Here is a 21,379-nt window from a genome sequence, read left to right as displayed (position 1 = left end):
ATATTGTTTTTATATGTAAGTTATTGCAAATGGTTAAAGATGTTGTCGCATAGCTCTGATGTCATTCCTGCGTGAGGCTTGGGCATTGTTGCGTGGATCGAAAAGCACTTTCAATGTCATCAACTATGTTTTAAATTAAAAAGAAGAGATTTTAATTTAGCATTAGCGATGACAATAATTTTACGCATTAAAGCGGTAAGAGCGACCATTTTCTTTTTACCATTGTTAATGAGTCGCTCATAAAAGAGTCTTAAACCAGAAGTCTTGCTATTACGGGCTGACATAGCAGCAAGGAATAGTATAGGCTTGACTCCTGCTCTACCATGTCCTACCTTTCTATATCCTTGATATTTACCACTATCATTAGCTTTTGGAGCAAGCCCTGCAAGAGAAGCAATCTGCCGTCTTGTTAACTTCCCTAACTCCGGTAATAATATTAATAACTCAAAAGCAACTATATTACCAATGCCATTTATCTCTTTCAATATCTCATGCTTTGCTTTTAACAGCTGATCTGATGATATAATCACTTCTACCTGATTAGTAATCTCTGTAATTTGATTACTTAAAACATCTATCATATTTATACAGCTATTTTTAACAAACTTATCTGTATTTGCTTGTTGTAATCTATTCTTTTCGGCAACTAACATTTGCTTTAAATCATTCCGTCTTTGTACTAACCGAAATAATTGTATATTTTGTTTTGATTCAGGCTTAAATACTTCAAGCTTATCTGCTCGCTCCTTACCATATAATCCTAATGCTTTAGCATCTAACTTATCTGTTTTTGCACTATTACCATATGATCTGATAAAATTCTTTACCTTTCTTGCATCTGCTCTATGTACTACATAACCTCTTTCACATAAGCTATACAATAACTCTAGTTCATATCCGCCTGTTGTTTCAACTACAGTTAGAGAGTTTGCTAAAATATCCTTATTATCATTAATAAATTCAAATATACCGAAACTTGTATTCTCATATTCTTTTGTATCTTTTATGCCCTCTATTCCTACTACAAAATTATATTTTCCTATATCAATTCCTATATGTTTGTGATATTTTATCATATGTACCTCGAGATTTTATATTGTTTAGGATTGTAATCGGGCGTGCTTATCGCATCCCTTCCAACTATTCAAACTTCTCGAGAGTCGGGCTATAGTACCTTGATGACTCCGGTCGTATAAAACCTACTATACCGTGACGGTCGCTTATGCCCGCTTAATACCCTATATCATTATATAGGGTATTAACACTCTCTTATAAATGTTTATATTACATTTATAACTTATATTATATCACTTTCTTTTCTTACAATACCGTGGCTTGCTAACTAGATCCAGAAAATAATAAATAATACTAATTTTATTAGTATTATTAACTGGCTCTAGTTCATAAATCACGGGATGACAGGAAGGAGAATGATCTACGCAACAATACCATCTCGCTCGTAAATTTAATGTCTAAACCTTATTGCTTTTTGCTATATGATAAAATTAATGCTAGAGAGGTTTAAGTGGAATTACATATCATAAAAACAGAAGAAGAATATAATGAGGTTTTGAGAGAAATTGAAAATCAATTAGAAACTTTCACAGAACCTAGAAGTAGAGTATCAGAAATTCTTAACAAAAAAAGAACATTAACTCTACCTATGATTAGAAAGTTACATAAAGAATTACATATACCGGCTGATATTTTAATTCAAGAATGTGAAAAAAAACGAGCTTAAGTAAGTTGTAAATTGGGAAAATTATAACATATAAATTATTATCAGCCTTGCAATTTCATAATGAGATTTTGAATTTACAAGGATAATTTTAACAAAATAATAACAAAATTAATTTTTTATACTCCTCTACTAGTTTGCTTACCAACATTGTTTTGTCTTTCTTCTAATACCTTATTTGTATGTGGTCCTACCGGTTTTTTACTAATTGTACTTGTTCCTAAATTAACTATACTTTTTGCGACTAATCCTAGAACTTTTGGGTCTGCTAATAATTTAAACGCCGGTACTATAACCCCCCCATATTCACGTTTATTGATCTTATCGGCAATTTTAATTAATTCAGGTGCATGTTTACCGGCTAGTTCTACTAACTTTTTACCTTCTAATTTTAGTTTTTGTCCTATTGGTTTTGTATCTAAAAATTCTTGTACAACAGGTCCTAATTTATCTGCATGTGTTGTTAATAGATTAGGGATATCTTTTTCAATTATTTTATTTATTTCAGGATTGTTATTTTTTATTTCTATTAAAGTACTAAGTAATGCTTTTAATTCTTCCTTTTTTTCTTCTTTTGGAAGTGACTTAATTAATGCAGCTTTTTTTTGCATTATATCGGCAACTTTATCACTATCGGAAAGAGCGAGATTAGCAATTTTAGTAATTGATGGCATAGCATCCTGTAAGAAAGGCATTGACGCTTTTGCTGCTTTATGTATAAATTCTGGATCTTTTCCTGATGATGCTATTTTTTCCGTTACTTTACTATTATTTAAAACAGCTAATATATTTTCTTGATTATCCTTCAAATATTTTGGCAATTCTTTCTCTAAAACAGGAGATAAATTATCTATAATAATCTTAGCATTTTTAACCAATTCTACTACTTCAGGCTTTTTTGCTGCTAGTAAATCTTTTTTACTTGCAGTATCTAATCCATCCATATTTAGGTTGGTATTAGACCAACGCTGATTTGCTTTAAATTGATTCAAAGCATCTATAGCGGCAGGGACACTTTCGATGAATTTATCACTAGAATTTGCAAGTAGTGCTACTGTATTTACAATTAATTCAGGATTAGCAAATTTTTGTACTTTATTATTTATTATATTTTCTGCAAACTGAGCTATTTCTTTTTGACTCTCAGGCTTTTTTAGAAAATTTACTAGATCTTTCTTAAGAGCAGGGCTTACTTGATCTGAAGTAATAATCTCACGTATATTTTGTAATATATTAGCTTGGGATGATTCATTTTTTTGTTTAATATTCTTATATATCCCTTGTACTTTTGGATTTAGATCACTTTCTAATGCTTTAGATATTATATCTACTCTGAGTGTAGATAATTCTCTAATAAATTTAGGGCTTATGCCATCTAATACATTTATTTTTTCTGTTTCGGAAGTTTGAAAATTCTTAGTTATTTTACCAAATCGCTTATTTAAAATAGGCGTAAGAACATAGGGAATAATAGTAGATTCTAAAATAGCTTCCTTAGAGCTATCTGATATGCTTTCTGAATGTAAAATACCAGCACATTTTTTTATAAGTGACTCTGCATCTTGTATCATTTTGCTACCCGCTTCAATAGAGCCGGCACTATCAGCAGCATTCTTGGCAGCTTTTAAGTTATTAAACTCTGTTAAAAGATCAGGCAAAACTTGAGCAGCTTCCCATGTAAATTGTAAAGCACTAGCACCATCACTAACAGCCTGGGTAACTGTTTGTATTATACCCAAATTACCCTTATTAAGATCTAAATATTTTTTATTTAATTCATCATATTTTGTATTACCGGTTTCGATCCCAAGAGCTGCCCAACCTGTTTCTAGATAAGTAAGATTTTGATATTCTTCATCAAGCTGTTGTTTTATTTTATCAATGGATTCCTGATCCTGGCTCTTAGACATATTAAAACCTTTACTTTTTAATTTTTATTAATCTTTGTGAGTATTGCTATATTACAATAGTTTAAATATTCCAAATTTAAGCTAATTGTAAAGCAGATAATTTTTTAATCCCGATTACAGTTATGTTATCAAGCTTTTTATATGTACTATCACCGCTAGTTACTACATATAAATGCTCTAATTTTAAATCGGTAAGAGCAATATGCATAGATTTAGTAATATCAGGGGCGTCAGAATTTTTTACTTCAAAACCATATTTTTTACCATTCTTAATAATTAATAAATCTAATTCAGCTCCTGTTTGTGTTCGCCAAAAAAAACATTCTGCATCTATTTTAAATTTACGTATTAGTTCCTCTATTACAAATCCTTCAAATGATAGACCTCGCTTAGGGTGAACGTACCAATCATTTTCGTTAACTCCTAGTAACGCATGTAATATCCCACTATCTCGTATATAAACTTTCGGTGCTTTAACTTGACGTTTTGAGATATTTTCATGCCAAGGTTTTAACAGTCTAATCATGAAAGTTTGCTCTAATATTTCAGTATAACGTCTGATAGTCATATCAGTTAAGCCAAGCGATCTTCCAAGTTCGCTATAATTTAGTAACTGTCCATGATTATGGGCAAGCATCATCCATAATTGCCTCATTAGATGAGGATTAAGAGTTATTCCAAGAGTAGGTAAATCACGCTCAATAAAGCTAGTAATGTAGCTGTTACGCCATCTAAGGCTTAAATCATGATTTTTTGCTAAATATGATTTGGGAAATCCGCCTCTTAGCCATAATTCTTTAAAGTCAGTTATTTCTGTTAAATTAAAAGGTGTAAGTTCTGTATATTCAATGCGACCTGCTAATGATTCTGAGGATTGTCTAAGTAATTCACCTGATGCACTGCCTAAAATTAAGAATTTTTTATTTGAATAATCAGCAAGAACACGTAAATAAGGGAAAAGTTCCGGCTGCCTTTGAATTTCATCGATAACTATTAATCCATCTAGTGGGTCTAAAGTTGCTTTAGGATTTTTAAGCTGATCTAAATGGGATGGATCTTCTAAATCAAAAAAATAATTTTTATCATTAAGTTGCTTGATATAGCTATGTGCTAAGGTAGTTTTCCCGCACTGTCTTGGTCCAAGAATGGCACATATAGGGAATATATAAAAAGAATCTTTGATGTATTCTAAGTAATAATTTCTTTCTATCATCCTTGCAATTTCATAATATGAATTTGAATTTACAATATAACTTTAGCAAAATAATTACAAGATTTTTAGTCTAATTCATCTACTTTATCATATAATTTTTCTAAATGATGCTTTACTAGACGTAATATTTTTGCTTCAGGGCTTAAGTTTTTGATAGCCCATTTTTTAATCCAAGGTTCGGCAAGTTGCCACATATTAACGTTTTCATCTAATTGTCTGCCTATCCCTTCAACCATTATTAAAGTTTTCTGCAATAATAATAAATCCGGCTGCACTTCCATACCAAAATCCTCGGTGATTTTAAATAAATGAGCAAGCAACTTACCAACTGAAATATTTTTAGTAGGTGCACCCACAACCGGCTCGGTAACGGCTCTGCAACTTTGAGCAAATAAGTCTAAATCGGTATTAATAGGGACGTAACCAGCTCTTAAATGTACTTTGGCAACTAATTTATAATCACGATTTAAAAAACCAAATAAGCTTTCGGCAACCGCTAAACGATCCTTTTCTTTAAGTCTACCCATAATACCAAAATCAAGTAAAATTAGCTTACCTTGTTTATCTACTAAAATATTTCCTGGGTGTAAATCAGCGTGAAAAAAGCCGTCTCTATAAGCTTGGTTAAAGAATATTACGGCAAAGTTTTGGGCTATTTTTGCAGGCTCTAGCCCCATTTCTTTCAATAGTGGAGTATCATATATGGAAGTGCCTTCTAACCACTGCGTAGTTAGTATATTTTCTGATGTTAAATCCCAATATATTTTAGGGATTATTACATTATGATCTTTACGCATATTATCAGCAAGCTCTGAAGCAGCAGCAGCCTCGAGGCGTAAATCAAGCTCAAATTTCATAGTTTCATGAAATTTATCAACTACTTTAATCGGTTTCAGCCTTTTTGCTTTAGAAAATTTTGAAGCAATTTTTGCAAGGAAATATAATAGCCTGATATCCCTATTATATTTTTTATGAATATCAGGACGCAGTATTTTCACCGCTACATACTCACCTGTTGCGAGCTGTGTCTTATGCACCTGTGAGATCGATGCAGCAGCTATGGGGGTATCGTGAAAGTGGCTGAATATTGTTGTCATCCCGCTTCCCTCTATGTCATTCCCGCATAGGCGGGAATCCAGTAATTTTTTTTCTGGATCCCCGTTTTCACGGGGATGACATAAAAATTCCCTCTCTATTATCCCCCTTGCCACCTTACTATCAAATGGTGGTAATTTATCCTGTAATAATCTTAAGTAATTTGCAATTTGTGTTCCTACTAAATCGGGTCTAGTGGAAAGCGTCTGCCCAAATTTTATATAAATCGGTCCAAGGCTACTTAAGGAATCTATTAAGCGTTTGCCGTAATCTTCTTTTGGTTTTCTAAATAACGATAATGGAGCAAAAAATAATGCTAATATATAGCCAATAAATCTAATATCTTTAGGTATTTTAACATTATTCGTATTAGTCAAAATTTGTTTTTTGCTAATGATATGAAAAATGCGTACTAGATTAAAAAAATTACAACTCATAACTTATATGCACTGTGGATGGCAACAATGCCGCCGCTTAGGTTTTTATAGTTAATTTCTTCAAAGCCTGCCTCTTTAATCATTATTCTAAACTCGTCTTGCGATGGAAATAAATCTATACTCTCGACTAAATAGTCATAGGCTTCTTTATTGCCGGTAATTATTTGACCGATTTTAGGGATAACATTAAACGAATAGAATTTGTAGAAATCTTGCAATAAACTTTCTTTTACCTTAGAAAATTCAAGACAGATAAACTTACCCATCGGTTTTAAAACTCTATAAGCTTCTTTTAGAGCTTTATTAATATCAGGAACGTTTCGAATCCCAAATGCAATGGTATAATAGTCAAAGCTATTATCAGGAAATGGCAATTCTTCGGCACTTGCTACAGTAAATTTAAGATTCTGAAATAGGTTTAGATCAATTGATTTTTTCTTAGCCTGCCTTAGCATCTCTTCATTAATATCGCTTAAAGTTAAGGATATATTGCTGCCTCTATCTTTCGCTTTTTTAGCAAGCTTCAAAGCAATATCGCCGCTACCGCTAGCAACATCTAATATATTAGAGTTAAGATTGGGGATTTGTCTAATAAACTCATCTTTCCATAAGCGATGCATTCCAAAGCTCATAAGATCATTCATTAAGTCGTATTTATCAGCAACGTTAGAAAAAACGCTATTTACAAGCGATTGTTTTTCGTTTGCTTTTATTTTCTTAAATCCAAAATTTGTTTGGTTCATGTTTATACTCGTTTTATTTGAAAATTGGCGTCGTTGTCTTTTGCTGATAATCCTCACGTACTAAATGTACGCTGCGGTTCTCAGCTTCAAGACGCCTTGCTCTTTTCCAAATAAAACTTCGTCTATCTATTTCATTTATTAGCAGTATATATGTTATTTTCAAGTTCATCGAGTATCCATTCATCCCGTAATTTAGCTTGATATTCTAAACTATCTAATTTCATATCTTTCCATATACCAAAAGCAGATTCAAAACCTTTTTTGCTTTTGGTATCATCAGTAGAATAAGTAGTTTCCATATGTATAATTTATAATTATCTGATATAGTATAAACATAAAATTATTAAAATAATAGTAAAAATGCCGGAACTTCCTGAAGTAGAAACTTTAAAAAACTCTTTAGAAAGTAAATTAATAGGGCTTGTTATAAAGAAAGTGGAGTTTAAAAGAGATAATCTACGTTATAAATTATCTGCTGATTTAGCTGACCAAATCGTAAATACGAATATAATAAATGTTAGGCGTCGTGCCAAATATTTAATAATCGACTTTAATAATAATCATTCTTTAATAGTTCATTTAGGTATGAGCGGCAGGTTTACTTTGCAACCGAATAATTATGAAGTCAAAAAACATGACCATGTAGTTTTTAACTTAAGTAATAATGAAAAGCTGATTTTTAACGATACTCGAAGATTCGGAATGATTTATAGCTTTCATACTGAGCTGTTGGAGAAAGATTTTTTCGCTAATTTGGCATTAGAGCCTTTATCTGATTCGTTTGAGCTTCAATATTTAAAAAGTAAGCTAATGAATAAAAAAGTACCGATAAAAAATTTACTCATGGATAATAGAATTGTCGTTGGAGTCGGCAATATTTATGCTTCTGAAAGTCTTCATTTAGCTAAAATTCATCCTGATAAATTTGGAAAAGATTTAAACGATGATGAGATAAAGAATTTAATTGCAGCAGTTAAGAATGTTCTATCTAAAGCTATAATTGCTGGCGGCACTACTCTTAAAGATTTTGTTAATGGTGATAATAAACCAGGTTATTTTACACAGCAACTTATGGTTTATGCAAGAGACGGGCAAGAGTGCCTAAGCTGCTCTAGTAGCATTATTAAGACTAAACACTCAGGAAGAAGCACTTTTTATTGTAAAAGCTGTCAAAAAGCTTGACTTATTTTATAAAGCCATCTATAAAGCCTGTCATTATTTACTCAATCAATAGTTGAAATCATATGAAAGTAAAGCCGGTTATTATGGCAGGTGGCAGCGGTAAGAGGTTATGGCCTCTATCTGCCAGTGATAAACCAAAGCAATTTAAAAAAATATTAGGTGATTTAACTTTATTACAGCAAACTTTAATCAGAAATAAATTTTTAGGGAAACCTACAATAATTACCTCTAACCAATATGAAGAAATTACTAGAAAGCAAGCAGCAGATATAGAAATAGAATTTGAATTAATTATCGAACCCGAGCAGAAAAATACAGCAATTTGTGCAATTATTACGGCTCTGTCAGCTAAGGCACAAGGGTTCGATAGGTTAGTATTACTACCGGCGGACCATCATATAGAAGATGAAGAAAATTACTTCAATACTATAAATAAAGCTTTATGTTATGTTGAGCAATATGGAATTTGTATTATCGGTATCCCAATAAATAGCGTAAATACCGAATATGGTTATATAAAATCAGGAATTTTAGTTGCAGAAAATATTTACCAAGTTGACAATTTTATTGAAAAACCTGAATTTAAGGAAGCAGAAAGATATTGTAATAGTAATGAATATTTTTGGAATTCAGGAATTTTTATATATGATATTAATTTTTTCTTAAGTTTAGCGATGGGTATACAACCTCAATTATTTAAAATTGCAGCTGCGGCATATGATAGTGCTATAAAAACTAAAAATAATATAGCAATAAACTTATAACGAAGCCGAATCTATTTCGATAGATCACGCTATAATGGAATATATTTCTCAAATGGTTATGGTCAAAGCGGATTTTATTTGGAATGATCTTGGCAGCTGGTCTTCTTTATTACAATTGAAGCAACAAAACATAAAGGATAATTACTGTGAGGGGAATGTAATAACTAGTAATACTACTAATTCTTTCATTAGTTCTAACAGTAAAGTAACAACAGTGATAGGGCTTGACAATGTTATGGTTATCAATACTATACATGGTCTTTTAGTTGCCAATAAGTCAAGAATGACTGAAATAAAAGAATTAGTAATGAAAATGGGAGAAAATTGAAGTGAGTAAAGAAAAGCCTTGTAATTTAAAACAAGCCAAAATTTTATTTAATACCCTTCTAAAAGCACAATTAAACCCAACATCCGAATACAAAATTTATGAACAAGTATTTTTGCCTATAATTTTAAAAAACCTTAAATCAAATGTAATGCAAGGTAATTCAGAAGCCTGTTATACTCTTGCTAAAGTTTATGAAGTAGATTTTTTAACTCAGCCAAAAGATGAATATAATTCCATTTTATTAACATTAATAGGTTATAAATTAGGTGATACAGAGTGTAAAAAAATAGTTGAATCTGAGCCATCAAAATATACAATATTAGAATATACAGCTAATAATTTTATTAAAAATTGTGCTGAGAATAGAGAAGTTTGTTTTGATGATGCAGTATTATTAGCTGCTTCGCCTCTTTCATATCGTGAAACTATTAGTAATAGTGACGTAAATGGAAGCGGGAACTATTTTGATCATTCTGCTTATATCTCTGATATTCCAGAATTGCTAGGAAATCAACATTAAATAGTGTAAAATAATCAATTTACTAATAAATGTTTATAATTTAATAGTTTAATTATTAACTTGTTTATGTATTCCTTATATATCCCTAATAAATGAAAGGTATAATAAAATCTTCTTCTAAGAGTAGTACTTAAGGCTGTTCTTAAAAGAAAAAAAAGTATATACCTTAATTTATTTTAAATAATGATGTTTAAGCTCCGTCATTAACATAAGTCTATTTATACGTTAAGTAACAGCGGAGTTAATTTAAATCACAGAATTGATTTCTATGTTACTAAAAAACTAAATCATATTGTGAGTTATAACATGGAAAATACAACAGAAGAACAAATATTATTATCTGAATCTGAAATTGATGAAGAAGAGAAACGACTAAGAGCAGAAGATTCACGCAAACAACTCAAAGCAATATTAATAACTCTTGCAATTATTCTAACTAGTTTTTTAACTTTTACTTATTTCTTTTTTAATTATATTGAAGAAAAAGCAGAAGAATATAAAAAACAACAAGAGCAAGAAGTGCAGCAAGTTGAAGCTCAAAGATAAAAGAGACAAAATAAGGCTTAATGTCATTCCCGCAGAAGCGGGAAAGCATTGTCTGCGTGGATATCAAATTGTTATTGCGAGTGGGCATTGTTGTGTGGATCGAAAAATGCCCTATATGTCATCCCGTGGCTTGACCACGGTATCCAGAAAAAATCGAGAAAAATCGAGCTTTTAATTTAAGAAATTTAATATGCTTATCTTTCTATTGACTGGATCTAGTTCCCAAGCCACGGGATGACATATAGGGCGTTTTTCGATCCATGCGGGCAAATCTAATTACTCCCCATTAATCAGTTTTTTGAAGTAGTTGATTTTATAAGACCAGAAGTAATTCTCATCGCTTTTTAAGGCTTTTATATCTAGAGCAAAATCATTCTCATCATAGATAAAAATTTTAATTAATTTGAGATATGATAACGTACCAAAGATAATAGAGCGAAATAAACCCAGAAAGGATTTTAGCAATTGTTTATCAATTATAAGTATAATTTTATTGCATGGCGATTTGAATAAACTACGAATTAGAGTATAATAAGCATAAGATTTATAAGGTTTCTTAGCTAAAATAAATTCTATCATTAAATCCCTATCCAAGCCATTTGGATAAATTTCACGCAATAATTCTTCGCTTTTAATAATAAAATCTAAATATGGCTCAATAAGAGCTATTCTTTTTTCTACAATATTGTTCATAACGGTTTAATATCCTTTAAACTTAAATTATTCAAGTATTAACCACCACAAAATATTTTATGGTGGTTGGGGAGTTAGAAGAAACCGAAAATGACAGTTTGCAATAGCTTTTAGGTTTAAGGTATGCACCTTAAACCCTGGACATATGCTATTGCCACCCCAACCATAGTTGAGGATAGTATCGTTAATGGTAGATACTCACCACATTTTCAAAAGGCTTCTAAACCCCAGAACAGCTATTCACTGCTCCAAAATGATTCTAGGCAAAACTTTAAATAAGTCAATCTAATTTTATAAGCTTTTAAGTGCAATGTATAGTAAACTGATTTGAACGTATGTAGCAGGTCGCTCGTCGTCTCGCCTATTATTATAGGATCTACCCTCAAGCCTGTCACAAAATTCAATAGAATTGACTATAGTTTTATCTGTCATTATGAGGAAATTATGAAATAATTGACGAAGCAAGGAAGTATAAAAAATACTAAATTATAGTATTTTTTATTATTTTTTCTAGATTGCCACGCCCTTAGCTATGCATATCCTGGCAATGACGAATTCTTTTTTAATAATTATCCGGTACTAATAAGAAAATATTTTAGTTATTTTTTCTTTTTAGTTTTTGTTGGGATTTCTTTAAGTTTATTAATATTATACCATATACTTTCTAGAACTTCTTTTGTAGGTTTTTGACAAAATATATCTACTTTATTTAAATAATTTTCAAAATTCTTATTTTTTTCTGCCAACCTATTAGCCATATTCCAATCTATTTCAGATCTTTCTCTGGCAGGAATTAATTTTTTACTATCTTCAGGGAAGTCTACATTTAATAAAATAAAACCTATCCCGTGTCTAGTGCATAACATTTCTAGCTCATTCTTAGTGTCAGCTTTAGTTTCGTCTAGTATAGGTGCAACCAAATAACCGTAATGAGCCCATGAGGAGTTTGATAAAGCCTGAAAAAAAGACTCTCTTACGTTACTACGGTTTATTTCCCTTTTAACTTCAAAAGACCATAATCTTGCTTGTTTTCCTGTATAATATTTAGCACAATCTTTAATTAATGGACTCCAGTTTTTGTTAAGAACTTCCATCCCTACCCAGTCAGGATGTAACCATATATTTCCTCCGACTCCATGCTTATTTGAAGAGAAAGTATGATTAATACGCATATTATGGATACCTAATACATCAAGATATGACTTAAGTATCTCATACGCTTTTCTTCTGTGATGCTATTGTCTTTATTTACTTTATTCTTAAGGTTTGTTACTTCTTCGTCATTAATTAGGTGACTAGGGTTTTTAGTGTAATACAAACTTACTCGAGGCTCTGAATCTATTTTGATGTTAGGTTTCGATCTCCACTCATCAAACCTACCTCTACTAATTTTAGCTGCATAAGCCTTTGTAACTTCCTTAATTTTTTCTTCTAAAGTTCTTGCTTTTATTATTTGCTTATTCTTACTTGTAGTAGCTTTGCGTTCAGCTTCTTCAGGGTAATTTGCTACAAGCCATTTAGCTATGTCATAAGGAGTGAATTTTTGTTCCGCACGTTCTTCTAAAAAACTGATAATTGCATTTTTACGATTAAATTCCATAATAATTACTGAAATTAATTATATTAACATACTACTAAAAATAATATATTAGTTAATAAAAATTTTCAACTTTTAATTATTAATCACTAGAATTTAGGTAATTTGTAAATTTAGAAAATAATGTTTTGAAGTTATTAGTAGTAACATTTGCTACTTCTTTGGAGGTGATGTTTTTGAGTTCGGCGACTTTCTCGGCAACATATCTAACGAAAGCCGGTTCGTTTTGTTTGCCACGCATAGGGGTAGGGGCTAGATAAGGTGCATCGGTTTCAATCAGTAATCTATCAAGCGGCACATATTTAACTATTTCCTGCAAATCAGTTGCATTTTTAAAAGTTATAATACCTGACATTGAAATATATAAACCGATATCTAGCATTTTTTCTGCTAGCTTTTTTGAGGAAGTAAAGCAATGTATTAACCCAGGAAATTTATTATTACGCATTTCCGAGGTTAAAATATCTATAGTGTTATCGTCTGCTTCTCTCGTGTGAACAATAAGCGGTAACTTTGTTATAGCAGCGGCTTCTATATGATGTAATAAGGAATCTTTTTGTAGTTTTTTATCATAAGGCTCATGATAATAATCAAGCCCAGTTTCACCTATTCCAATGATTTTGGGGTGATTAGTAAGTTCTATAATTGTGGCAGCGTCATTGCGAGGAAAGGCGAAGCCTTGACGTGGCAATCTCATTAAAATTTCCTGAGATTGCTTCAGCACTTGTAGTGCTTCGCAATGACCGTTCACCTCACACGGATGCACACCGACAGATGCAAAAACATTTTCATATTTTTCAGCTATTTCTAAAATAACCGGCAAGTCATCAAGTTTAGTGGAAATAGTTTGTAGGTACTGCACATTATTTTCTATAGCTTGTTTGATTATATCGTCTATTTCTACATCTTTCAGTAAATTAAGGTGGCAATGTGAATCTATTAGCATATGTGTTTTTAGTAAATGTGTTACGGCTTATGTCATTCCTGCGTAGGTACATGGGTGTCAACTTAAGGATCAATTCATGTCCTAGTATTATTGTTGCATGGATCGAAAAATGTGTTCGGTGTCATCTAGTTGCTTGTCCACGGGATCCAGTATAAAGCGAGATAAAATCGAGCTTTTAATTTTAAAAACTTGTTGTATTTAGGCTTTTTTTCTGGATCCCGTGGACAAGCAACTAGATGACATCACTCCTTAAGTTGACACTCATGTGCCTATACGGGAATGACATTGTACACTTTTCCGATCCATGATCCATGCAACGCATAATCAGAAATGGCATAGAAACCACGTAAAAAATTACTCTTCAAACCTTGGAAATACTATAACCGGTTCTAGAATATCGCTAGCTGATGTTAAAGCAAACTCAAGCGATAAATGCTTAAATAAACGCTCTTCTGTGTTTACCCCTAGCTGATCAAGCATTTTACCGGCAGAACTTGGCATAAAAGCCTGAAGCATTACGGCGATATAACGCAAAGTTTCTAGCAGAGCATATAACACCTCTAGCATTTTCTCAGGGTCTGTTTTTTTCAAATTCCAAGGAGCTTCGCTATCAATATAAATATTTGCTTCTTCGGCTAAATTAATAATATTATCAAGAATCTTGTTAATCTCGGTTTTTTCCATTAACAAAATATTCTGTTTGGCAGAATTAATTGCTGTTTTTAGAAGCGGTAATTCATATATTTTATTAATTGCATCTTGCGTGATTGCTGGCACTTTGCCATCATTATTTTTATAAACAAAAGAAGTAGTACGTTGCAATAAATTACCGATCTTATTAGATAATTCGCTATTAATACGGGTAATTAGATTGCTGCGGGCAAAGTTACCATCCGCTCCAAATGTTATCTCACGCATTAAAAAATATCTAACCTGATCAACACCAAACTCCTCTATCAGCTTAATCGGATCAATAGTATTACCAAGTGATTTAGAAATTTTCTGCCCCTCATTAGTCCACCAGCCATGTGCCATAATTGTCTTAGGTAGCGGAATTTCAGCAGCCATTAAGAAAGCTGGCCAATAAACGGCATGGAAACGTAGAATATCTTTACCGACTACCTGTAAATTGGCTGGCCAAAACTTGCCGTAATTGCTATTTTGATCAGGATAGCCAAGAGCTGAGATATAATTAGCAAGTGCATCAAGCCACACATAAATCACGTGCTTATTATCGTTTGGGACTTTGATACCCCAGTTAAAAGTGGTGCGTGATACGGACAAATCTTTTAGACCTGACTTAACAAAGCTGATGACCTCGTTACGTCTTGATATAGGTCTGATAAAATCAGGGTTTGCTTCATAAAACTCAAGCAATTTATCTTGCCATTTTGAGAGATTAAAGAAATAGCTAGGTTCTTTAACCCATTCCACCGCTGCACCGGTTGGGGCTAATTTGTCCGCTGTTAGCTCAGATTCATCATAAAAAGCTTCATCACGAACGGCATACCACCCCTCATAAAAACCCTCATAGATAGAACCGTTATCTAGTAATTTTTGCCAAAATATAGCTACTGCTTTTTTATGCCTTTCTTCCGTTGTTCTGATAAAATCATCATTTGAAATATGCATGGCAGTCATAAGATGACGAAAACTTTGAGAAGTCTGATCAGTAAATTTTTGCGGATCAATATTTTTATCAATAGCAGCTTTTTCTACTTTCTGCCCATGTTCATCAGTGCCGGTTAAAAACATGACTTCATGACCGCTAAGACGCATAAAGCGGGCAATCACGTCACTTGCAACGCTGGTATAAGCATGCCCAATATGCGGGACATCATTAACATAATATATGGGAGTGGTAATATAGTAGGTATTATTCATATTAAATTTAAGTGTTTTTTTATTAACTCGTGTACTTGTTCTGGATTAAGATCAGAAGCCTTAATTGTTACTATTCTCTCAGGAAATTTTTTACTTAATCCTTTAAAGCAATCATAAATTTTATTGTAAAAATCTAACCCTCTTACGTCAAATTTATTGCTCATATTTCGTGAATTTACCCGCTCAATGGCAATAGAAGATTCTACATCAATAAAAAAGGTAAGATCCGGCATAAGAGGCGGCATTAAATCTTTGTGCAGATTATACACAAGTTCTATACCATTTTCTAGCTCTAATCCTTGATAGCAGGCTGTTGAGTCAATAAATCGGTCGCATATTACTATATTCCCTGCCTGTAAAGCCGGTATAATTTTTTTTACCATATGGTCATAACGTGCTGCCATAGCTTGTAGTAATTCAGACATTGGCAATAAATCAGTATGCACTAGAATCTCACGCATCTTTTCGGCTACGTTAGTTCCGCCAACTTCACGGGTTAGAATTACGGGAATATTTTGGGATTTTAGATATTCATATAACATTTGACATTGGGTGGATTTGCCAATTCCTTCCCCTCCCTCAAAAGTGATAAATGTTCCTTGTTTTAATTTGCTCATTAATTGCAATTATTTTTAACTATAACTTTCTAATAATATCTTTTAAAAAAATATTTACAAGGATTGTATATCGCTAATAAATGAAGAGTAAACAGAATAGACTCTATTTTTATAGGTAGTTTATACGTCGAGTAGCTGCTTTTTTCAAGGTAGAAAAATTACACCCCTAAAGTTTTTTTGCCTTTAGTTTGCTCTTGTTCTACAGATTGAGTATGAGATTTGGCACGAGGGATTGCCAGATCAACTATATGTTCATAGCGTGCTCCGTTTTCAAGTAAAACACGACCACATTTATTCACTAAAGTTATATCATCTTTAGTAAATTTATTGAGAATAGTTTCTGTAATGTCATAAAGAAATTTCCAAGATAATTCTATTCGTTTTTGTAAGGTGAGTTTTTTATTATCCTGATTCTTGCTATTAAGAGCAAAAGTTTCTTCAGAATTATTTTCTCCGGAAGTCGTAATATTTTTTTTACGTGATGTTGTTTTATATATTAAGTATATTACTAATACTACTAAACATCCTATAGCAATTAAAATATGAGTATTAAGCACTTTTTGACCTGCCTTGTGTTTGATTTAAGTTTTGTGATTTGGAAAGCACTGTAATTATTGCCTTACCTACTTTAACTAACTCTGCTACCTCAGGAGCTAATTTAGCTATTGTTAAAATCGGCTTAGGTATTAGGTTAGTTGTTATTATCCCGCTTATAACGTTTTCTAATTTTTGTCCACCCGGTATTACTCCTGCTATTTTTTTCACATCACTTGCAATTTTGGTAGCTGTTTCTGCTGCTTTAAATAAAGAAGTTATTTTATCAACAAAAGGAGTTTCAGGGTTTGCTGCTTTTAATAATTCTGTTTTTGTACTATTTAATCTATCACTAATAGTATTTTTGATGGAATGTAGTTTTTCATCTTTTATCTCTTCAGGAAGTGCTTTTTCTACATCACTTTTTATTTTTGATATTTTTTCTTCTACTTCTTTAGTAGTTTGCGGTATAGCTTTGTTAGCTTCTATCACGTAATCTAACAAGGATTGATTATTAGGATTTTTTGCTACCTCAATAATTTTCTTAACAGGTTCGTTGGATATTTCTGAAATTTCGGCAACTTGTTCAGCTTTTTTATAAACATCCTTAAGGTTTTTATTATCCCTTATTTCTTGTTGCATATTTTTAATATCGTTATGCCATTTTTTTATTTTTGGCAATAATTTTTCGTGATCGATGAGATTATTGACTTTTTCAAGTATACCGCTTGCTTTTATGAACGTTGAAAGAATAGGCAGTTGAGTTGCAATTACAGCAACTAATATGTTTTCTAATGATGTTATAATTTTCTTAGAAGCACCCGGATAAACTTCATCTAATTCTTTTTGAAATTTTAGGACTTGTTCTAAAACACTTAAACATTTTTCTACGATAATTCCATCAAATAGAAATATATCTTTTGTCTTTAACTGATCTTGATAAGTTTTATCTAAAGCTTTTGATAATTCACTAAGAGATGTTTTTATTGTTTTGTTAAAAAGTTTTTCTATTTTCTCTAAATCTAAATTTTCAGTTTGGGCTAATTCTTTTAAAGAGCTTTTTAAAATACTAAAAATATCTGCTTCTAAATCTTTTAGATTAGTTTTTAAAGAACCAGAAAAACTATGTAATCTTTTTAAGAGGTTTAGTAACTCTGATTCTTGTTCTTTACTTAAACCAACAAAGTGCGAAAAATTGATGAGAGTATTAGGCATATATGTTATTTATTATCAATTGTTAATTAATTGTAACGCTTTGTGTAGAAAAATGAAATATAAAATAGTTATCATTGCCCTTAGAATTAATTTTTGTTATATTACGTGCTAACATTGTTACATAATATTATATTATCTAACTTAAAAATAGCTATATTCTTGAAAGATTAAACTAATCTCACTACCATATTATCAATTCATTTAAAAAATTTATGCGTAAGTTAACTATATTTATTTTCTCATTATTACTAACTTCTCCTGTTATTGCAATAGATTTGCAAGAAGCTTTAACAGAAGGATATAAAAATAACAATGATCTGAAGACTGCAAGAGTTAAATTTGTTAATTCTATTGAGCAATTTCCTCAAGCTTTTTCAGGATTTATGCCTAGTGCATCGTTGAGTGTTAACAGAAATAATAGTAAAACCAAATATACTAATAAAAGATATGCTCAATTAGCTGGTAACCCGCCAGAAATAGACAATAATCAAGGAGCATTAACAATTCAACAATCTTTATTTAATGGTGGTTCAGATGTTGCTGCTCTTAGATCTGCACAAGCAGCTTTTAGAGCATCACGTGGTCAATATTATTCTAGTGAGCAAAAAGTATTATTAGACTTAATCGGTGCTTATCTTGATTATTTTGAAAGTAAAGAGAAATATGATATTTCAGAAAGTAGAGTTCGTACTAATATCCAACAAGTAAACACTGTAGAAGAAAAATTAAGACTTGGTGAAGCAACCGAGATTGATATAGCAACTGCAAGAGCAGGGCTTGCAGCAGCAGAAACGAATAAGTTAACTGCTTATGCTGATTTCCAAGCAAAAAAAGCAAACTTTATAAGAGTATTTGGTATAGAACCTACTGACATAGCTATGCCTATTTTACCTCAAGGATTGCCAAATTCATTAGATGAGCTAACAAAAAGAGCTGTTAATTTAAATCCTGAGATTGATTCAGCAAAACATAGCGTAACTTCAGCAAAGGCACAAGAGTTAGTAGAAAAAGGAAGATTATTACCGCAAGTAAGTGTGCAATTACAATCTGGTAAAACTAATTACAACCCACAAAATTTAAATACTCAACAAATAAATACTAGAAGTGTTACTACTACGTTATCTGTTAATGTCCCTATTTATCCAAATGGAGGAGCTCAATATTCAAAAATTAGATCAGCTAAAAATCAAACAAGAAATAGTGCAATACAGCTTGATAGTGTGATAAGACAAACCCAGGCTTATGTTATAAGCATATGGGAAGGGTTTGAAGCAGCAAAATCTCGTATTATTGCAGCGGATCAAGGAGTAGCGGCAGCTCAAATATCCTATGATGGTACAGTACAAGAGGAAATAGTAGGTTCTAAAACAATGTTAGATGTTTTAAGTGCTGAAGAAAAACTCTATGATGCAAAAATAACACGTGTTGATGCTTATAAAGCTTCTATACTTAGTGCATATCAAATGAAATCATTAACTGGGGAGTTAACTGCTCAAAGTTTAAAGCTTAAGGTAAAATATTTCAGTCCTGAAGAGGAATTTAAGACTATTAAAAAGAAAATGTTTATAGGTTTCTAAGTGAGTAAGGAAAGCAAGAAAAGCCAAGATATGTCGATAGAAGACATTCTAAAATCTGTCAAAGGAGTGATTAACGAGCGTAAAAATTTAAGCAATGAAGACGAAGATATACTTGAGTTAACAGAAATAATAGACCAAGATGAAGAGGAGTTAATATCAACTAAATCTGCTGAAAAAATAAATGATATTTTAAAAAATTTCACCTCAACTATTAAAGATAAAAATTTAGATAATAATGTTTCATCTAAAAATGCTCTTGAAGAATTAGTAATCGAAATGTTAAAGCCGGAGCTTAAAACATGGCTTGATAAAAACCTACCTTCGCTTGTAAAAGAATTAGTAGAGAGTGAAATAAAAAAATTAGTGCAGAATAGTAGAAAGTAACAATTATTAATCTGTGGCGGCATTGTTGCGTAGATCAATTTTTTCTGTGTCATCCCGTGATTTATGAACTAGAGCCAGTTAAAAATACTAATAAAATTAGTATTTTTTATTATTTTCTGGATCTAGTTAGCAAGCCACGGTATTGTAAGAAAAGAAAGTGATATAATATAAGTTATAAATGTAATATAAACATTTATAAGAGAGTGTTAATACCCTATATAATGATATAGGGTATTAAGCGGGCGTAAGCGACCGTCACGGTATAGTAGGTTTTATACGACCGGAGTCATCAAGGTACTATAGCCCGACTCTCGAGAAGTTTGAATAGTTGGAAGGGATGCGATAAGCACGCCCGATTACAATCCTAAACAATATAAAATCTCGAGGTACATATGATAAAATATCACAAACATATAGGAATTGATATAGGAAAATATAATTTTGTAGTAGGAATAGAGGGCATAAAAGATACAAAAGAATATGAGAATACAAGTTCCGGTATATTTGAATTTATTAATGATAATAAGGATATTTTAGCAAACTCTCTAACTGTAGTTGAAACAACAGGCGGATATGAACTAGAGTTATTGTATAGCTTATGTGAAAGAGGTTATGTAGTACATAGAGCAGATGCAAGAAAGGTAAAGAATTTTATCAGATCATATGGTAATAGTGCAAAAACAGATAAGTTAGATGCTAAAGCATTAGGATTATATGGTAAGGAGCGAGCAGATAAGCTTGAAGTATTTAAGCCTGAATCAAAACAAAATATACAATTATTTCGGTTAGTACAAAGACGGAATGATTTAAAGCAAATGTTAGTTGCCGAAAAGAATAGATTACAACAAGCAAATACAGATAAGTTTGTTAAAAATAGCTGTATAAATATGATAGATGTTTTAAGTAATCAAATTACAGAGATTACTAATCAGGTAGAAGTGATTATATCATCAGATCAGCTGTTAAAAGCAAAGCATGAGATATTGAAAGAGATAAATGGCATTGGTAATATAGTTGCTTTTGAGTTATTAATATTATTACCGGAGTTAGGGAAGTTAACAAGACGGCAGATTGCTTCTCTTGCAGGGCTTGCTCCAAAAGCTAATGATAGTGGTAAATATCAAGGATATAGAAAGGTAGGACATGGTAGAGCAGGAGTCAAGCCTATACTATTCCTTGCTGCTATGTCAGCCCGTAATAGCAAGACTTCTGGTTTAAGACTCTTTTATGAGCGACTCATTAACAATGGTAAAAAGAAAATGGTCGCTCTTACCGCTTTAATGCGTAAAATTATTGTCATCGCTAATGCTAAATTAAAATCTCTTCTTTTTAATTTAAAACATAGTTGATGACACCGAGGGCGTTTTTCGATCCTCGCAATGACTGAAAAATTGAGCCACGCAGCTAAAGCTCCTACAAGATGATAAACTCAAATAACTATTTAATAGGGAAATAT

22 protein-coding genes and 1 pseudogene are annotated in these 21,379 nt (G+C 31.7%); 9 read left to right on the top strand and 14 right to left on the bottom strand.

Annotated features, from left to right (window positions below; genetic code table 11):
• Positions 1-119: 119 nt before the first annotated feature.
• On the bottom strand, positions 120-1,076 hold the full coding sequence (locus tag RBE_RS01315; RefSeq protein ID WP_011476719.1) for an IS110 family transposase: 957 nt from the start codon (positions 1,074-1,076) through the stop codon (positions 120-122).
• Between the two features lie 449 nt (positions 1,077-1,525).
• Between RBE_RS01315 and RBE_RS01310 the strand changes: the two genes are divergently transcribed.
• Positions 1,526-1,741: a transcriptional regulator gene (locus RBE_RS01310; RefSeq protein WP_011476946.1), complete on the top strand. Its 216-nt coding sequence runs from the start codon at positions 1,526-1,528 to the stop codon at positions 1,739-1,741.
• Positions 1,742-1,857: 116 nt separating this feature from the next.
• Here the strand turns inward: RBE_RS01310 and RBE_RS01305 are convergent, their stop codons facing one another.
• The 5 genes from RBE_RS01305 to RBE_RS08805 form a co-directional block, all read right to left on the bottom strand.
• On the bottom strand, positions 1,858-3,648 hold the full coding sequence (locus RBE_RS01305) for a hypothetical protein (protein WP_011476945.1): 1,791 nt from the start codon (positions 3,646-3,648) through the stop codon (positions 1,858-1,860).
• A 76-nt stretch (positions 3,649-3,724) separates the two neighbouring features.
• Positions 3,725-4,861: an ATP-binding protein gene (locus tag RBE_RS01300; RefSeq protein ID WP_011476944.1), complete on the bottom strand. Its 1,137-nt coding sequence runs from the start codon at positions 4,859-4,861 to the stop codon at positions 3,725-3,727.
• Between the two features lie 65 nt (positions 4,862-4,926).
• The gene (gene ubiB, locus RBE_RS01295; protein WP_011476943.1) at positions 4,927-6,393 is read right to left on the bottom strand and encodes a 2-polyprenylphenol 6-hydroxylase; all 1,467 of its coding nucleotides are present in this window, start codon (positions 6,391-6,393) and stop codon (positions 4,927-4,929) included.
• Complete coding sequence (ubiE, locus tag RBE_RS01290; protein WP_011476942.1) at positions 6,390-7,136, bottom strand: bifunctional demethylmenaquinone methyltransferase/2-methoxy-6-polyprenyl-1,4-benzoquinol methylase UbiE; 747 nt, start codon at positions 7,134-7,136, stop codon at positions 6,390-6,392. Before ubiE ends, ubiB begins: the two co-directional genes overlap by 4 nt.
• A 131-nt stretch (positions 7,137-7,267) precedes the next feature.
• On the bottom strand, positions 7,268-7,435 hold the full coding sequence (locus RBE_RS08805) for a hypothetical protein (protein WP_012152176.1): 168 nt from the start codon (positions 7,433-7,435) through the stop codon (positions 7,268-7,270).
• A gap of 61 nt (positions 7,436-7,496) precedes the next feature.
• Here RBE_RS08805 and mutM point away from each other — a divergent pair, with 61 nt between their 5' ends.
• The 5 genes and pseudogenes from mutM to RBE_RS01265 all read left to right on the top strand — a co-directional run bounded on the left by mutM (position 7,497) and on the right by RBE_RS01265 (position 10,476).
• Positions 7,497-8,318 (top strand): bifunctional DNA-formamidopyrimidine glycosylase/DNA-(apurinic or apyrimidinic site) lyase, encoded by an 822-nt coding sequence (gene mutM / locus RBE_RS01285; protein WP_011476941.1) that lies wholly within the window; start codon positions 7,497-7,499, stop codon positions 8,316-8,318.
• Between the two features lie 68 nt (positions 8,319-8,386).
• Positions 8,387-9,082: pseudogene (locus tag RBE_RS07750) on the top strand (sugar phosphate nucleotidyltransferase); the annotation flags it as partial.
• 34 nt (positions 9,083-9,116) lie between these two features.
• The gene (locus RBE_RS07745; RefSeq protein WP_011476939.1) at positions 9,117-9,410 is read left to right on the top strand and encodes a mannose-1-phosphate guanylyltransferase; all 294 of its coding nucleotides are present in this window, start codon (positions 9,117-9,119) and stop codon (positions 9,408-9,410) included.
• A gap of 1 nt (position 9,411) precedes the next feature.
• Positions 9,412-9,930, top strand: a complete 519-nt coding sequence (locus RBE_RS01270) for a hypothetical protein (RefSeq protein ID WP_011476938.1) — start codon at positions 9,412-9,414, stop codon at positions 9,928-9,930.
• 306 nt (positions 9,931-10,236) lie between these two features.
• Positions 10,237-10,476: an RP671a family tick cell line-upregulated protein gene (locus RBE_RS01265; protein ID WP_041804611.1), complete on the top strand. Its 240-nt coding sequence runs from the start codon at positions 10,237-10,239 to the stop codon at positions 10,474-10,476.
• A 276-nt stretch (positions 10,477-10,752) separates the two neighbouring features.
• On the opposite strand, the gene RBE_RS01260 is transcribed toward RBE_RS01265, so the two are convergent.
• From RBE_RS01260 to RBE_RS01225, 8 genes are all read right to left on the bottom strand, one after another.
• Positions 10,753-11,169 (bottom strand): hypothetical protein, encoded by a 417-nt coding sequence (locus RBE_RS01260; RefSeq protein ID WP_011476936.1) that lies wholly within the window; start codon positions 11,167-11,169, stop codon positions 10,753-10,755.
• 599 nt (positions 11,170-11,768) lie between these two features.
• Complete coding sequence (locus RBE_RS09055) at positions 11,769-12,341, bottom strand: hypothetical protein (protein ID WP_011476935.1); 573 nt, start codon at positions 12,339-12,341, stop codon at positions 11,769-11,771.
• A gap of 11 nt (positions 12,342-12,352) precedes the next feature.
• Positions 12,353-12,769, bottom strand: a complete 417-nt coding sequence (locus RBE_RS09050; RefSeq protein ID WP_011476934.1) for a hypothetical protein — start codon at positions 12,767-12,769, stop codon at positions 12,353-12,355.
• Positions 12,770-12,848: 79 nt separating this feature from the next.
• A complete protein-coding gene (locus RBE_RS01245) occupies positions 12,849-13,712 on the bottom strand; it encodes a TatD family hydrolase (protein WP_011476933.1) in 864 nt (287 codons plus the stop codon).
• Positions 13,713-14,066: 354 nt separating this feature from the next.
• A complete protein-coding gene (metG, locus tag RBE_RS01240) occupies positions 14,067-15,596 on the bottom strand; it encodes a methionine--tRNA ligase (RefSeq protein WP_011476932.1) in 1,530 nt (509 codons plus the stop codon).
• Positions 15,593-16,213 carry a dTMP kinase gene (tmk, locus tag RBE_RS01235; RefSeq protein ID WP_011476931.1) on the bottom strand — a complete coding sequence of 207 codons (621 nt, stop codon included), beginning with the start codon at positions 16,211-16,213 and terminating at the stop codon, positions 15,593-15,595. Before tmk ends, metG begins: the two co-directional genes overlap by 4 nt.
• 158 nt (positions 16,214-16,371) lie before the next feature.
• Positions 16,372-16,770 (bottom strand): DUF2660 domain-containing protein, encoded by a 399-nt coding sequence (locus RBE_RS01230; RefSeq protein ID WP_011476930.1) that lies wholly within the window; start codon positions 16,768-16,770, stop codon positions 16,372-16,374.
• Positions 16,763-17,962, bottom strand: coding sequence for a hypothetical protein (locus RBE_RS01225; RefSeq protein WP_011476929.1), 1,200 nt, complete (start codon positions 17,960-17,962; stop codon positions 16,763-16,765). The genes RBE_RS01230 and RBE_RS01225 overlap by 8 nt, the downstream gene beginning before the upstream one ends.
• A gap of 212 nt (positions 17,963-18,174) precedes the next feature.
• Between RBE_RS01225 and RBE_RS01220 the strand changes: the two genes are divergently transcribed.
• The 3 genes from RBE_RS01220 to RBE_RS01210 all read left to right on the top strand — a co-directional run bounded on the left by RBE_RS01220 (position 18,175) and on the right by RBE_RS01210 (position 21,272).
• The gene (locus tag RBE_RS01220) at positions 18,175-19,539 is read left to right on the top strand and encodes a TolC family protein (RefSeq protein WP_011476928.1); all 1,365 of its coding nucleotides are present in this window, start codon (positions 18,175-18,177) and stop codon (positions 19,537-19,539) included.
• Positions 19,540-19,923 carry a DUF2497 domain-containing protein gene (locus RBE_RS01215; RefSeq protein ID WP_011476927.1) on the top strand — a complete coding sequence of 128 codons (384 nt, stop codon included), beginning with the start codon at positions 19,540-19,542 and terminating at the stop codon, positions 19,921-19,923.
• A gap of 392 nt (positions 19,924-20,315) precedes the next feature.
• Complete coding sequence (locus RBE_RS01210; RefSeq protein ID WP_011476926.1) at positions 20,316-21,272, top strand: IS110 family transposase; 957 nt, start codon at positions 20,316-20,318, stop codon at positions 21,270-21,272.
• Positions 21,273-21,379 lie beyond the last annotated feature (107 nt).

It is taken from the genome of Rickettsia bellii RML369-C (genome assembly GCF_000012385.1).
Taxonomy (GTDB): Bacteria; Pseudomonadota; Alphaproteobacteria; order Rickettsiales; family Rickettsiaceae; genus Rickettsia; species Rickettsia bellii.
Note: the sequence above shows the minus strand (reverse complement) of the source record. Positions and strands in the feature narration are given on the sequence as shown.